General features: G+C 27.3%; 18 protein-coding genes. 7 read left to right on the top strand and 11 right to left on the bottom strand.

The features are described 5' to 3' along the window. Positions 1–13 precede the first annotated feature (13 nt). A complete protein-coding gene (locus R3342_RS02200; protein ID WP_318938028.1) occupies positions 14–826 on the top strand; it encodes a lysophospholipid acyltransferase family protein in 813 nt (270 codons plus the stop codon). Between the two features lie 5 nt (positions 827–831). On the opposite strand, the gene R3342_RS02205 is transcribed toward R3342_RS02200, so the two are convergent. The 4 genes from R3342_RS02205 to R3342_RS02220 all read right to left on the bottom strand — a co-directional run bounded on the left by R3342_RS02205 (position 832) and on the right by R3342_RS02220 (position 4,623). Continuing rightward, positions 832–1,449 carry a carbonic anhydrase family protein gene (locus R3342_RS02205; RefSeq protein ID WP_318938029.1) on the bottom strand — a complete coding sequence of 206 codons (618 nt, stop codon included), beginning with the start codon at positions 1,447–1,449 and terminating at the stop codon, positions 832–834. Between the two features lie 23 nt (positions 1,450–1,472). After that, a complete protein-coding gene (locus R3342_RS02210; protein WP_318938030.1) occupies positions 1,473–3,302 on the bottom strand; it encodes a SulP family inorganic anion transporter in 1,830 nt (609 codons plus the stop codon). Positions 3,303–3,309: 7 nt separating this feature from the next. Beyond that, positions 3,310–4,002, bottom strand: coding sequence for a helix-turn-helix domain-containing protein (locus tag R3342_RS02215; RefSeq protein ID WP_318938031.1), 693 nt, complete (start codon positions 4,000–4,002; stop codon positions 3,310–3,312). A gap of 150 nt (positions 4,003–4,152) precedes the next feature. After that, a complete protein-coding gene (locus R3342_RS02220) occupies positions 4,153–4,623 on the bottom strand; it encodes a Dps family protein (RefSeq protein WP_318938032.1) in 471 nt (156 codons plus the stop codon). Positions 4,624–4,743: 120 nt separating this feature from the next. Between R3342_RS02220 and R3342_RS02225 the strand changes: the two genes are divergently transcribed. Continuing rightward, on the top strand, positions 4,744–5,691 hold the full coding sequence (locus tag R3342_RS02225) for a hydrogen peroxide-inducible genes activator (RefSeq protein ID WP_318938033.1): 948 nt from the start codon (positions 4,744–4,746) through the stop codon (positions 5,689–5,691). 9 nt (positions 5,692–5,700) lie between these two features. Here the strand turns inward: R3342_RS02225 and R3342_RS02230 are convergent, their stop codons facing one another. The 6 genes from R3342_RS02230 to R3342_RS02255 form a co-directional block, all read right to left on the bottom strand. Further along, complete coding sequence (locus R3342_RS02230; RefSeq protein WP_318938034.1) at positions 5,701–5,898, bottom strand: hypothetical protein; 198 nt, start codon at positions 5,896–5,898, stop codon at positions 5,701–5,703. A gap of 103 nt (positions 5,899–6,001) precedes the next feature. After that, on the bottom strand, positions 6,002–6,268 hold the full coding sequence (locus R3342_RS02235; RefSeq protein ID WP_318938035.1) for a hypothetical protein: 267 nt from the start codon (positions 6,266–6,268) through the stop codon (positions 6,002–6,004). A 109-nt stretch (positions 6,269–6,377) separates the two neighbouring features. Further along, the gene (locus tag R3342_RS02240; protein ID WP_318938036.1) at positions 6,378–6,821 is read right to left on the bottom strand and encodes a DoxX family protein; all 444 of its coding nucleotides are present in this window, start codon (positions 6,819–6,821) and stop codon (positions 6,378–6,380) included. Beyond that, complete coding sequence (locus R3342_RS02245; protein WP_318938037.1) at positions 6,818–7,543, bottom strand: putative DNA-binding domain-containing protein; 726 nt, start codon at positions 7,541–7,543, stop codon at positions 6,818–6,820. The genes R3342_RS02240 and R3342_RS02245 overlap by 4 nt, the downstream gene beginning before the upstream one ends. Beyond that, positions 7,527–8,357, bottom strand: coding sequence for a DUF692 domain-containing protein (locus R3342_RS02250; RefSeq protein WP_318938038.1), 831 nt, complete (start codon positions 8,355–8,357; stop codon positions 7,527–7,529). Before R3342_RS02250 ends, R3342_RS02245 begins: the two co-directional genes overlap by 17 nt. Positions 8,358–8,424: 67 nt before the next feature. Beyond that, positions 8,425–8,910: a hypothetical protein gene (locus tag R3342_RS02255; RefSeq protein WP_318938039.1), complete on the bottom strand. Its 486-nt coding sequence runs from the start codon at positions 8,908–8,910 to the stop codon at positions 8,425–8,427. A 623-nt stretch (positions 8,911–9,533) separates the two neighbouring features. Here R3342_RS02255 and R3342_RS02260 point away from each other — a divergent pair. Continuing rightward, complete coding sequence (locus R3342_RS02260) at positions 9,534–9,899, top strand: hypothetical protein (protein ID WP_318938040.1); 366 nt, start codon at positions 9,534–9,536, stop codon at positions 9,897–9,899. A 27-nt stretch (positions 9,900–9,926) separates the two neighbouring features. On the opposite strand, the gene R3342_RS02265 is transcribed toward R3342_RS02260, so the two are convergent. Continuing rightward, positions 9,927–10,466: a peroxiredoxin gene (locus R3342_RS02265; RefSeq protein ID WP_318938041.1), complete on the bottom strand. Its 540-nt coding sequence runs from the start codon at positions 10,464–10,466 to the stop codon at positions 9,927–9,929. 104 nt (positions 10,467–10,570) lie between these two features. On the opposite strand from R3342_RS02265, the gene R3342_RS02270 reads away from it, so the two are divergent. The 4 genes from R3342_RS02270 (at position 10,571) to R3342_RS02285 (ending at position 12,990) form a co-directional block, all read left to right on the top strand. Continuing rightward, entirely contained in the window at positions 10,571–11,578 is a 1,008-nt protein-coding gene (locus R3342_RS02270) for an adenosine deaminase (protein ID WP_318938042.1), read from the top strand. Further along, entirely contained in the window at positions 11,578–12,069 is a 492-nt protein-coding gene (tsaA, locus tag R3342_RS02275; protein ID WP_318938043.1) for a tRNA (N6-threonylcarbamoyladenosine(37)-N6)-methyltransferase TrmO, read from the top strand. Before R3342_RS02270 ends, tsaA begins: the two co-directional genes overlap by 1 nt. Before the next feature lie 62 nt (positions 12,070–12,131). Beyond that, a complete protein-coding gene (locus R3342_RS02280) occupies positions 12,132–12,722 on the top strand; it encodes a tRNA (guanine-N1)-methyltransferase (protein ID WP_318938044.1) in 591 nt (196 codons plus the stop codon). A 58-nt stretch (positions 12,723–12,780) separates the two neighbouring features. Next, positions 12,781–12,990 (top strand): DUF2892 domain-containing protein, encoded by a 210-nt coding sequence (locus tag R3342_RS02285; RefSeq protein ID WP_318938045.1) that lies wholly within the window; start codon positions 12,781–12,783, stop codon positions 12,988–12,990. Positions 12,991–13,003 lie beyond the last annotated feature (13 nt).

The following is a 13,003-nucleotide window of genomic DNA, read 5'->3' on the forward strand; positions in this document are numbered from 1 at the left end:
ATTAAACCAACAAATGCCAATATTTAAAAGGAATCCTTTTGGACATATTTTATTTTTAAAAAAATGGCTTATCAGAATATTTGGGGTAATTTCACACGGAAGATATCGCCGTTTTAATAAACTTCAAATTGAAGGTTCTGAAATTATTAGAAACTTACCTAACACAAACGTATTATTTATATCTAACCACCAAACTTATTTTGCAGATGTTGCTGCTATGATGCACGTCTTTAATGCCGCATTAAAAGGAAGAGTTGATTCTTTAAAAAACATTGGTTACATCTGGAACCCAAAGCTTAACATTTATTTTGTTGCTGCTAAGGAAACTATGAAATCAGGATTATTACCTAAAATATTTGCCTATGTTGGCTCTGTTTCTATTGATAGAACTTGGAGAAGCGCTGGTAAAAATGTGAATAGACAAGTAAAAATGTCAGACATTAGTAATATTAAAAAGGCTTTAGATGATGGCTGGGTTATTACTTTTCCTCAAGGAACTACAAAACCATTTAACCCAATTAGAAGAGGTACAGCTCATATTATTAAAACTTACAAACCAACTGTAATTCCTATTGTAATTGATGGTTTTAGAAGGTCTTTCGATAAAAAAGGGTTAATGATTAAAAAACGAAATATCCTTCAATCCATGGTAATCAAAAAACCCATGAATATTGATTATGATAATGAAACTATTGATGAAATAGTAAAAAGGATTGAATTTGAAATAGAGCAAGACCCTAGCATGTTAAAAGTAATACCAGCTGATGAATATAAACAACGAGAAGAAGCCTTAAACAAAAAAAGGGAATTCTGGAATTTATATTAAACCATTTAGTTATTTAAAAAAGTTACTTTACCTGTTTCAACACTATACATTGCTCCTACTATTTCAATAGCTCCTTTTGTTTCTAATTCTGCTAAAATTGGACTTTCTTCTCTAATTCTTTCAATAGCATGCGTAACATTTAAATGGCTAACTTCTTCAATTTCAGCAGAAGACAACTTTTCTTTACCCTTACTAACTTCAAGAACAGATGGTTTAATTTTACTTAATAAAGGGGTGATATTTCCTAACTCATAATGATTACAAGCTGCGGTAACAGCACCACAATTTGAATGTCCCATAACTACAACTATTTTTGAACCTGCTACTTTACAAGCATATTCCATAGAGCCTAGTACATCTTCATTAATTACGTTTCCTGCAACCCTTACACTAAAAACATCGCCAATACCTTGATCAAAAACTAATTCTGCTGGCACACGCGAATCAATACAACTCAAAATTACAGCAAAAGGAAATTGACCTTCACTTGTTGCTAAAACTTGTGCTTTTAAATTTCTATTTGCTTTTAAGTTTTGAATAAACCGATTGTTACCTTCAACCAAAATTTTATGTGCGTCTTTTGGTGTAATATTTGCTTGTAATTCTTTTGTAAGTGTTCTCATTTATAAATGCTTTTAATTATATTTTATTTTTGATTTTTTATCCAATTTAGACAAGATTTAAAATCCTTAAAAATTTGATTTTGAGGTATTAAATCTGGAATTATATCAATCCTTTCTAACAAATATTTTGGCTGTTCTGTAACATTAACCAATAGTACTTTTTTGCCTTGAGCAACCAAATCCACCAAAATATCTTCAATTACATATAAACCAGATTGATCGATATATTGCATTCTTCCCATTCTAATAATTATTATTTCTGCGGAATCCGGTATTTGTTTTGCTAATTCTTGAAAATTACTAGTTGATCCAAAAAATAACGGTCCTTTAATATGTTTTATAAATACTTTTTCTTTTAGTTCTTCAGGAAAATCGATTTCATCAGGCCAAGATTTTTCTGCTTTCAAAGATTTAACATCTGATCTTTTCGCCGTTAAATCCCCAATTTTTTTCATAAAAATTAAAGAAGCTATTACTAAACCAATACCTACTGCATATACTAAATTCCAAACAGATGATAATACTAAAACTACCAACATAATGGTTACTTCTGGTACTGGCATTTTTGGAATTGCTTTTAAGCCTTTATAATCCATAACACCAATACCAACGGTAATTAATATTCCCGCTAAAACAGCTGCAGGTATTTGAGATGCTACAGAACCTAATGCTAACAAAATAAATAATAATAAAATTCCTGCTATCATACCAGATAATCTGGTTTTCCCTCCTGAATTGATATTTACAACTGTTCTAATTGTTGCTCCTGCTCCAGGAATTCCTCCAAAAAATGCAGCAATACTATTACCTATACCTTGGCCAATTAGCTCTTTATTAGGTTTGTGTTTTGTTTTAGTCATATTATCCGCCACAACTGATGTTAATAAGGAATCAATTGCTCCAAGTAATGCTAATGTTATGGCTGTAAAAATATATGGTGTAATACTATTTAACTTAAAATTTGAAAAAATTTCAATTATTGGAGTTGGTAAACCATTTGGAATTTGTTCTATTGGCCTGTAATTAAGTTTAAAGCCAATGGCAATTCCAGACATAACTAATAGTGCAATTAACGTACTTGGAACTGCTTTAGTAATGTATTTGAATCCATAAATAATTATAATTGTGCCAAGTGCTAAAAGTAATTCTAACCAATTTATATTGCTTAAAGCATTCGGTAAAACCTTAATCGCTCCTACAATACCTGAAGACTCTTTTGCAGCTATAGTTTTAGCTTCTTTCAAAATATCATCTTGACCTATCGATTTAGCTCTACTTAAAGTTTCTTTAAAATCTTCTAAAACTAAAATACCATCTCCTACTTCATCTTTTAATATATTATTTAGAATAATCTCTTCTGCCTGAGGTTTAAATGTATTAACATACGCCACATCTTCTTTTGGATAATAACCTAATGCAGGCATAATTTGAGTTATCAAAATAATAACTCCAATTGCGGTCATAAATCCAGAAACCACTGGGTATGGAATATATTTTATATATTTCCCTAAACCTACAACTCCTAATGCTACCTGTATTAAACCCGCAAGTAAAAAAACTGTTAAAATTGCTGGAAGTGCCTTACTTACATCTCCTTCAAATGAAGCAACTATCCCTGCAATTACAACCATACTCACAGCAGTCATTGGTGCAGTTGGACCAGATATTTGTGTATTTGTACCACCAAATAAAGCGGCAAAAAAACTTACAAAAATGGCTCCATATAAACCGGCACTTGGCCCTAAACCAGAACTAACTCCAAAGGCCAACGCCAATGGTAATGCAACTAATCCGGCAGTTAATCCACCAAATAAATCCCCTTTAAAGTACTTAAAATCAAAATATTTTTTCATAAATCTATTATATTTTTATATCCACTGAATTCTTATTTGTCATTTTAATAGCCATATCTAAATAAAAATTTTCAACAATTTTATACTCTGCTGAAACATCGGTTAAAGATGGCAAATGTGAAGCAAAAAATCTTTGCTCATGTATGCCTTCAATAATTGTTGAGGCCAACATATGAGGGTATTTAAAACTTTTATCAACATTTAAAATAATGGTGCTTAATCTTTCAACTAATTGTTTGTAAGCTTTAAAATATCCCATTTTATTTTCTCTATCTATAGCTTTTGTATGATACGTTTTAATAAATTCTGTAATTACAATTTTACACAATAATGTTTCATTTAAAAACGAAGAATTTTTTGGTAATACAAGAGGCTTTGATAATGATTTAATAGCAATTTTTAACGTTTCAATTTCAGATGGCTGATTTGCTGTTTCAAAAGCTAATTGATACTCTAAAGCACTCCAATACCATGACGTTAAATAAAGTAATAACGTATGCTTACTTTTAAAATACCGATAAACAGAACTTTCTGGTGATCCAATTTTTTCTCCTAACTTTTTAAAAGTAAAAGCTTCAAAACCTAGTTGATCTATAAGAACTAAACTCTCTGAAAGGATAGATTGCCCTAATTTAGAATCCGCTGGATTTTTTATAAATAGCTCTGGGCTTACTTTAATATGTATTGATAAATTTTCCATTTATAATTCTTAAAGTGTAAATATAATAGTATTACTATTAATTTAAAACATTTTACTATTATTTTTTATAATAGAACTATCAATTTAAATAATAATCAAAAAAAAGTCGTTATAAAATATAACGACTTTTAATTTTATTGGGTTACTTTTTTAGCTTAACCAAGCATTTAGCATCCAAACTGTTTTTTCTTGCTCTGCAATAAAATCACTCATCATTGCATTTGTACCTTCATCATTTGCTTCATCAGATTGCTCTAAAATAACGCGTTCTAATTTTAACAATTTAGATAAAGAATCTACAATTAGTTTAACCGAATTTTCTCCATCAACAATATTTTTACCTACTTTAACTTCAGATAAACTTATGTACTCTTCAAAGGTATGTAGAGGAGTTCCTCCTAAAGTTAAAATTCGTTCCGCAATTAAATCTACTTTTTCTTGAGAATCTGTATAGAACTCTTCAAATTTAACATGTAATTCAAAAAACGATTTTCCTTTAATATTCCAGTGTAATCCTCTTAAACTTTGGTAATATATTTGAAAATTAGCTAATAATTCATTTAAACTAACTATTAATTTGTCTGCTTCTTTTACATTTAATCCAATCGATGTTGTTTTCATATTTCTAAATTTTAATTGTTTATATCTATTTATTTCTTACACAAATTTCGTGAAAAAAAGATGTAAATAAACATAATTATTATTGATAGTTTTAATATCTTTATCTAAAATATTTATAGTATGACTATCACACAATTAAAATATGTTTTAGCTGTTGCAGAGCATAGAAATTTTACGGTTGCAAGTGAACATAGTTTTGTTACACAACCCACTTTAAGTATGCAAATTCAAAAATTAGAAGAAGAATTAGACACTAAAGTTTTTAATCGAAGTAAAAAGCCAATTCAACTTACTGAAATTGGAAAAAAAATTGTAGAACAAGCCAAAATTATTGTAGATGAAAGTAATCGAATTACTGATATTGTAGAACAACAAAAAGGATATATTGGCGGCGATTTTAAATTAGGTATTATACCTACCATTATGCCAACATTATTACCACTTTTTTTAAAAGTATTTATTAGAAAGTATCCAAAAGTAAATTTAAAAATTGAAGAGTTAACCACGGAAGAAATTATAAAAAAATTAGAAGATGGGCATATTGATGTTGGAATTGCAGCTACTCCTTTAGAAAATGAAAACATTAAAGAAAAAGTAATTTACTATGAACCATTTGTTGGTTATGTACCTGAAGAACATAGATTACATAAAGAAAATAACTTAAATGTAGATAGTTTAGATATTGATGATATTTTATTACTTGAAGACGGTCATTGCTTTAAAGAAAACATTTTGAATTTATGTAATGCTAATAAAGTTAATTTTCAAAATTTTCAAATACAAAGTGGCAGTTTTGACACTTTAATAAAACTATCAAATGAAGGTTTAGGAATGACACTATTACCTTATCTGCAGACTTTAGATTTAACGGAAAAAGACAAAAAAAATCTTCGAACTTTTAATGATCCTATTCCAGCGAGAGAAGTAAGTATTATTTACCATAAATCACAATTAAAAATACATTTAATTGATACCTTAAAAAATATAATTGATAGTATTATTAGAGGTGTAATAGCTTTTAATGATGTACAAATTATAAGTCCATTACATAAAAAAAAGGAGCTATAAGCTCCTTTTTTAATTTTTAACTATTGCTAAACACGCTTGAAGATTTGGTTTATTAGAAGTAAATTCTTTCAACCATAAATACAATTCTTTTAGCTCATAGGGTAGCAATCGGTTAATTGCTTTTTCTAATTCTTTTTTAAATAAATCTTTATTAAAGCTAACCTTTTGGAGTACTACTTTAGTGTACTCAAACATTGCTCTTGCCATAAATTAGAGGTTTAAGTTGGTAATTTAAGAACGTGTTAATATTATTTATTATTGTATAAATTTAATAAAAAACAAGACAATAAACAATTATTTATTTAGATTTTTAAAGTTTATTTACCTTAGTAATTAAATCATTAGCTTTTTTTTCTAACTCTGCTTCAATTTTTCTATAATGCTCTTTTTTATTTTCAATATTTTTTAAATTAATTTTATCAATTAATTCGTCAAAGGCAGCAATTGCTTCATCTATAATAGCTTCACTTTTTTTAGTATCTGCTTTAGGATTTAATAATTCCCAAGTGTAACATTCTTCAATAATATCACCTAATACGTAATTAATATCCTTCTTTAAAATTCTTATACTCGCCATAATTTATATTTTTTTATAATACTACAAATTTACGAGTTTTAAATACAATAACATAAAAATTAATTTATTTTAAAAAATTAAAAAAGTAATCTATTAATAAATTGTGATATTACTTAATTCTTTTATTAAATAAATAATCTAAGCTGTATTTTCCTGGACCATAAATAAATAGCGTAAATAGCATTAAAATATAGTATAATGGAATTTCAAAACCATTATTGCCCGATTCAAATCCGTTTGCTAAATGAACCGTTTTAATAGCAACTATCATTACTATAATTAACGGAACTGAAATAATACGGGTTGAAAAACCTAAAATTAAAAATAAAACTCCTAAATTTTCTGTTGCAGTTGCCAAATAAGCGTTTAAAGCAGGCATTGGCATGCCCATATCTGCAAACCAAGAAATAATACCATCTATATTTTTTAACTTCATCATTGCTGGACCATAAAATCCAACGGCTAATATTATACGTAAAAATAACAATGGTAAATCCTTTAACTTGCTTAATTTTCTTCCTAAATTCTGGTTGAATGTAATTAGTTTTTTCATTTTTTAAATAATAATTGGTTAGTAATAGCTATTTGTTCAAATTGATGAAAAGCACTTTTTGCAGTTGTTAACTCCACATATTTTTGTAAAATATTTAAAATAGCGTTTTCTGTCAAAGGCTTTTCCATTAAATTTTCTAAAACATCTACAAAAGGAATAGACAAATTTGTAAATTCTACTGCGCCAGTTTCTTTGTTTCTGTGTAATGAAATAAAATAATTCCCTTTATCTTCTTCTGTAATATTTTTAGCTTTTTTTAAATGTATTGGATATGTTGTTTTTATAAGTCTTATTTCAGGATTTATATAATATAAGTTAGTTTCAGTAAGATATTCTATAATTTCATCAGGCATCATAAACACCTCAATTTCAAGCCATTCAAATTGTAATAAATCTGCTAAAAAAGCATATTTATTAAGTAACTTGTTTTCGTGACTAATTACGTAATCCTTAAATTCTTTTGGCATATACCAAATTTGTGAACTTTGAATTTTTTGTGAACTAAAAAATCGATTAACTACTTTTTTCCATTTCTTTTTTCCAAATAATTTTTTTGTAATAGGATATGCTGAGGTAATACTGTCATAAACATTGTTAAAAACTAATCTGCGATAATGTTTTATATTCTTTTCATTTACTCCAGGAATAGAAATATAATCACCTGTTTTACAATAATTTGCTAAATCTGTTTGGTATTGAAAAGTTTTAGGTAATAATTGCATTCTTGTATTTTTTAAGAGCATTAGCTTTTATAGTTGTTAACTTATCCATTTCGTATTGTAAAACTTCTAATTCAGGAATGTTAAAGTCACGTTCTAACAAAACAGGAATATCTCTATGCATTAATTCCATAGTAAATTGAAACAAATCATATACAGGATCAATAATATTTTCACCATGCGTATCAATAATTAAATCTGACGCAACCTTAGTATGTCCAGCCATGTGTATATATTTTACTTTGGATAAATCTAATTGAGGAATAAATTCTTTTGGATTGTATTTATGGTTAAATCCATTTACATAAACATTATTTACATCTAAAAGCAAATTACAATCTGCTTCAGAAACTATGTTGTTTATAAATTCAATTTCACTCATTTCAGGTGCAATTGGAGAATAATAACTTACTATTTCAATTGCTATTTTTCGCTCTAAAATATCTTGAACTTGTCTGATATTTTTGGAAACGTTTTTTACGGCATCTTCAGTAAATGGCATTGGTAATAAATCAAAAAGATGTGCATTTTCACATTTAGAAAAACTTAAATGTTCCGAATATTCTACAGCTTTAGTTTCCTCTAAAAACTGTTTTACTTGTTTTACAAAAGCTACGTCAATTCCTTCTGGACTTCCAACAGAAAGTGACAAACCGTGTACAAAAAGCGGATACTTTTCTAAAGCTTTATCAAACATTTTTTTGTAATAACCACCTACGTTTATCCAATTTTCAGGTGCAACTTCAATAAATGCTGGATTTAATGTATTTTTTGAAAATTCTTCTGCAAAATCCTTTCTATAACCAATTCCTACCATATTTATTTTTTTAAATAAATATGGTTGATTGAAACAAGGTTCTAATCAACCATATTTTATAAATTAGTTATTTTTTACCTCCGCATTTTCCTTCTTTAGATTTTACTTCAGATTTTTTAGCTTTTTTATCTCCACATTTTCCTTCACCGCATTTTGCGTCTTTTGATTTTGCTTCTTTAGACTTTGTTTCTGATTTTTTATCTCCGCATTTACCTTCTCCACACTTAGCATCTTTAGACTTTGCTTCGGCTTTTTTAGCAGCTTTTTTATCACCACATTTACCTTCGCCACATTTTGCGTCTTTTGATTTTGCTTCTTTAGACTTTGTTTCTGATTTTTTGTCTCCACATTTACCTTCAATAGATTTTAAACCTTCAGTAACTGAAGTTAAAACATTAACTGTTCCGTTTGCTAATAATTGAGTTCTAACGGTTGCTCCTGTTCCCAAATAATCAAATGTTAAGTTGTTTGTTGCAGCAACATCAGAAGTTGAAAGTAAAACGCCAGCTACTAATGAGCCAGTTAATAATGAAGTTTTTTTGAAATTTTTCATAAGTTAGTATTTAAAAATTAATTGTTATTCTGAAGTATAGACGCAACTAAATTTAGTTCTTTACAAAAAAATCAAAAAAATAGTTACATCTTTAAATTCATTTTAAATATATAATAATTCCACTTACTTTATTAAACACCTGATTTTTTTGTGTATTTATTAACTTTATCTTGTTAAATATTTAAAACAAAAAGTTAAAATTGTTAAATAAAGACGCTAAGAATTTGATTTTAAAAATAAAATTTTACTTTTGAAGTAATTATGAAAGTATTAGAAAATATACATAGTACTATTTTGGAAATTATGAATTTTTGTGTTTCCACAATTATTTCGCTTAATCAGATGCAATATTCGCATTTTATGAAGCGCCAACCTGTATATATAGTTAAAAGTACTTTTTATAAAATAGATAGATAATAAACAAAAACTATAAACTAATTTAAAAGTGCTTTTTTATAAAAGGCACTTTTTTTTTACAGCAATTTTAAAAACCTAAATAATTTATATTATGAAAACATCCTTATCCAAATCCATTAAACAAATGCGCCAACAGCATAATTATATCTACACACTGAAAAACAAAATACCATTACTCACTGAAAAAAATCCTTAAAAATAATATCATGAAAGCATTGCAAAATATTTTTTCAACACCTAAAAAAAACTTTAAAGTAACTAAAAACGACATTAACAATAACAAAGCTTTATTGCCAAATGTTTTATACCAACAAATGGAAGGTTTTGTATGGAGTTTACTTTCTAATCAAGAAGATATGATTAACGAAACACCTAAACTATTTAAATTAAAATTATTAAAAAACGCTTATTTAGATGATAAATTACAGTTAAATGCAGAAGTAATAGCGTTAAAAAATCAAGAACTAAACTTGTTGGTTTTAGTAAATAAAGAAAGTAAAAACAATGAATCTATAATTTGCAAAGCAATATTTAAGCTTCAATTAAAAGAAACTATTTCAAAAGCCTCTTGACAAATTTTGAATGTTATAGGACTGCTATTATTTGATAGCAGTCTTATTTTTTCTTAAAAACTTCAAAGCATTTTCAATATGTTTTTCAGCACCAAACTGACTGTTAAACATATAAGTTACTATCCCTTTTTCATTTACTACATAAGTAACTCTACCAGGTAAAAAAAGTAAACTTTTAGGAACTCCAAATTCTTTACGAACTTCATTATTCGTATCCGCCAATAAGGTAAAAGGTAAATGATATTTTTCCTTAAAATTTTTATGTGAAGCTGAAGAATCTCCACTAATTCCAAAAACCTGAACCCCTAAATCAACAAAGCTTTGAAACTCATCTCTAAATTTACAAGCCTCTTTTATACATCCTGGTGTTTCATCTTTTGGATAAAAATAGATTATTAATGGTTTCTTTATGTTATTAATATTTACCTCAACTCCATTTTCGTTTTTTAAAGTAATATTAGGAATTGGATCTCCTACTTCAATTTTTTTCATATCCTTGTTTTCATTTTTATAAATAATAACGCCTATAACAATCATTATAATAATTAATAGCTTATATTTCATCATAATTTATTTTTAAACAAATATCCTTTAAATTTATTAAATGCCTTAATTTTGCAACACAAAATAAAAATTATTAGCTAAAACTAATAAAGGATTAATAGCATATCATGAAAAAATTTATTGAAAACTTACCAAAAGCTGAATTACATTTACATATAGAAGGCTCATTTGAGCCTGCTTTAATGTTTAAAATAGCCAATCGAAATAAAATTAGCATTCCATATAACTCCGTGGAAGAAATTGAAAAAGCGTATAAATTTAATTGTTTACAAGATTTTCTAGATATTTATTACCAAGGCGCAAGCGTTTTAATTACAGAACAAGATTTTTTCGATTTAACCTATAGCTATTTGCAAAAATGTGCAGCACAAAATGTTCGTCATACAGAAATTATGTTCGATCCTCAAACACATACAGAACGTGGAATTGCTTTTGAAACAGTTATTAATGGAATTTCAAAAGCTTGTGAGGTTGCTAAAGAAAAATTAGGAGTTACCTCCTTATTAATAATGAGTTATTTGCGTCATTTAAGCGAAGAAGATGCGTTTAAAACTTTAGAACAATCTTTCCCTTTTAAAGATAAAATTACAGCGGTAGGATTAGATTCTTCTGAAAAAGGAAATCCACCTTCAAAATTTAAAAATGTTTATGAAGCTTCTATTAAAGAAGGCTATATTCCTGTTGCACATGCTGGCGAAGAAGGAAATTCAGATTACGTTTGGGAAGCTTTAGATATTTTAAAAATTAAAAGAATTGATCACGGAAATAATGCTTTACAAGACGAAACTTTAATTGAAGAAATTAAAAAAAGAGACATAGCTTTAACGGTTTGTCCGCTTTCTAACACTGCATTACAAGTGGTAACCGATTTAAAAAAGCATCCTCTTAAAAAAATGATGAATTTAGGGTTGAAAATTACTATTAATTCGGATGATCCTGCTTATTTTGGCGGACAAGTAAATCAGAACTATATAGAAATTCAAGAAGCCTTAAATTTAACTAAAAAGGATTTATATGAATTAGCAAAAAATAGTTTTCAATATTCATTTTTAGATAGCAAAACAAAACAAATTTACTTGAATGAATTAGAAAATTATTACAAATTAAATAGCTAATGAACTCGCAAAAAATTGAATTAGAGCCAATTGGAATTATCAAAACCCCTTGGAAAACGCCAGAAAACATGCCAATTCAACCTATTGGAGCTAAAGGTATAAAAGGTATTATTGAAGTGTTTCCAAAATTTAGTGAAGGATTAAAAGGGGTAGATGGTTTTTCGCATATTATGTTAATTTACCAATTGCATTTAGTGGAAAACACAAAATTAGAGGTTATTCCTTTTATGGACGATACGCCAAAAGGTATATTTGCCACTCGTTCTCCAAAAAGACCAAATAAAATAGGTATTTCCGTAGTAGAAATTGAAAAAATAGAAGGAAATAAAATTCATATTTTAGATGTAGATATGATGAATGATTCGCCTTTAATAGATATAAAACCCTACTTTGAAGATTTTGATAATAGAACTAACACAAAAAAAGGTTGGTTAGCAGATAAAAAAGATATTGATAAATACCATTTTAAATCCGATAAAAGATTTATATAATAGCTATAAAAGTGCAATAAGTAACTACATATATCGTTACTAAAAAAACCTAATTTTAACTTATGAAAAAACAGTTAGCTTTATTAATTGCCACAGTGCTAATTTCCTGGAGTGGATTTAGTCAAATTAACAAAAAATTTATCGATACAGGTTCTGTAAAAAATCAATTTAATTATCTGATAGAGAAATCAAACAGATACCAAAACTATAAAGTTGTTCAATATAATTGGTTACAAAAATTAAAAAGAAACGTAGAAGATTCGTTGGTTAAATCTCAGAAAGAAATTATAGTAAATTATCAAACTATAAATAAGCAAAAAGCTACTATTGATAGTTTACAAGCCAGTATAAAAAGTTCCAATAGAAATATTGAAACCTTAACTAATGAAAAACAAAGTATTTCCTTTTTAGGAATGCAAATAAAAAAAGCCACATTTAAATCTATTTTATTTTTTATAATTGGTGTATTAGCCTTATTACTTGCATTTTTTATATCCAAATTCAAACAAAGTAATAGTATAACACAGCATACAAAAGAAACTTTAAAGGAGTTAGAAAACGAATACAATGAGCATAGAACAAAAGCTTTAGAGCGAGAACAAAAAGTTATGCGAAAATTGCAGGATGAATTAAATAAAAACAAAAAAGAATAATTGTTTTTAAAAAATTTGATACTTTTAGGTAATTATTAATCTTAAAAAAAGTCTAAAAATGAAAAAAAACATGGGTTCTACGGATAAAATTATCAGAGTTTTAATTGCTGTTGTTGTTGTTATTTTATATTGGCAAGGAATTATACCTGGTACACTTGGTATTGTTTTACTAGCTTTAGCTGCAATTTTTGTATTAACAAGCCTAATTAGCTTTTGTCCGCTATATTTACCTCTTGGAATAAATACTTGTAAGAAAAAAGAATCCTAAAAAGTTTTTATCT

This window comes from Lutibacter sp. (assembly GCF_033723435.1).
GTDB lineage: Bacteria > Bacteroidota > Bacteroidia > Flavobacteriales > Flavobacteriaceae > Lutibacter.

Coding starts and splice junctions, on each gene's coding strand:
- R3342_RS02225 (WP_318938033.1), top strand. CDS start 4,744: ATGACTATCACACAATTAAAATATGTTTTAGCTGTTGCAGAGCATAGA.
- R3342_RS02255 (WP_318938039.1), bottom strand. CDS start 8,910: ATGAAAAATTTCAAAAAAACTTCATTATTAACTGGCTCATTAGTAGCT.
- R3342_RS02230 (WP_318938034.1), bottom strand. CDS start 5,898: ATGGCAAGAGCAATGTTTGAGTACACTAAAGTAGTACTCCAAAAGGTT.
- R3342_RS02220 (WP_318938032.1), bottom strand. CDS start 4,623: ATGAAAACAACATCGATTGGATTAAATGTAAAAGAAGCAGACAAATTA.
- R3342_RS02270 (WP_318938042.1), top strand. CDS start 10,571: ATGAAAAAATTTATTGAAAACTTACCAAAAGCTGAATTACATTTACAT.
- R3342_RS02285 (WP_318938045.1), top strand. CDS start 12,781: ATGAAAAAAAACATGGGTTCTACGGATAAAATTATCAGAGTTTTAATT.
- R3342_RS02250 (WP_318938038.1), bottom strand. CDS start 8,357: ATGGTAGGAATTGGTTATAGAAAGGATTTTGCAGAAGAATTTTCAAAA.
- tsaA (WP_318938043.1), top strand. CDS start 11,578: ATGAACTCGCAAAAAATTGAATTAGAGCCAATTGGAATTATCAAAACC.
- R3342_RS02235 (WP_318938035.1), bottom strand. CDS start 6,268: ATGGCGAGTATAAGAATTTTAAAGAAGGATATTAATTACGTATTAGGT.
- R3342_RS02215 (WP_318938031.1), bottom strand. CDS start 4,002: ATGGAAAATTTATCAATACATATTAAAGTAAGCCCAGAGCTATTTATA.
- R3342_RS02260 (WP_318938040.1), top strand. CDS start 9,534: ATGAAAGCATTGCAAAATATTTTTTCAACACCTAAAAAAAACTTTAAA.
- R3342_RS02245 (WP_318938037.1), bottom strand. CDS start 7,543: ATGCAATTATTACCTAAAACTTTTCAATACCAAACAGATTTAGCAAAT.
- R3342_RS02265 (WP_318938041.1), bottom strand. CDS start 10,466: ATGATGAAATATAAGCTATTAATTATTATAATGATTGTTATAGGCGTT.
- R3342_RS02210 (WP_318938030.1), bottom strand. CDS start 3,302: ATGAAAAAATATTTTGATTTTAAGTACTTTAAAGGGGATTTATTTGGT.
- R3342_RS02205 (WP_318938029.1), bottom strand. CDS start 1,449: ATGAGAACACTTACAAAAGAATTACAAGCAAATATTACACCAAAAGAC.
- R3342_RS02200 (WP_318938028.1), top strand. CDS start 14: ATGCCAATATTTAAAAGGAATCCTTTTGGACATATTTTATTTTTAAAA.
- R3342_RS02240 (WP_318938036.1), bottom strand. CDS start 6,821: ATGAAAAAACTAATTACATTCAACCAGAATTTAGGAAGAAAATTAAGC.
- R3342_RS02280 (WP_318938044.1), top strand. CDS start 12,132: ATGAAAAAACAGTTAGCTTTATTAATTGCCACAGTGCTAATTTCCTGG.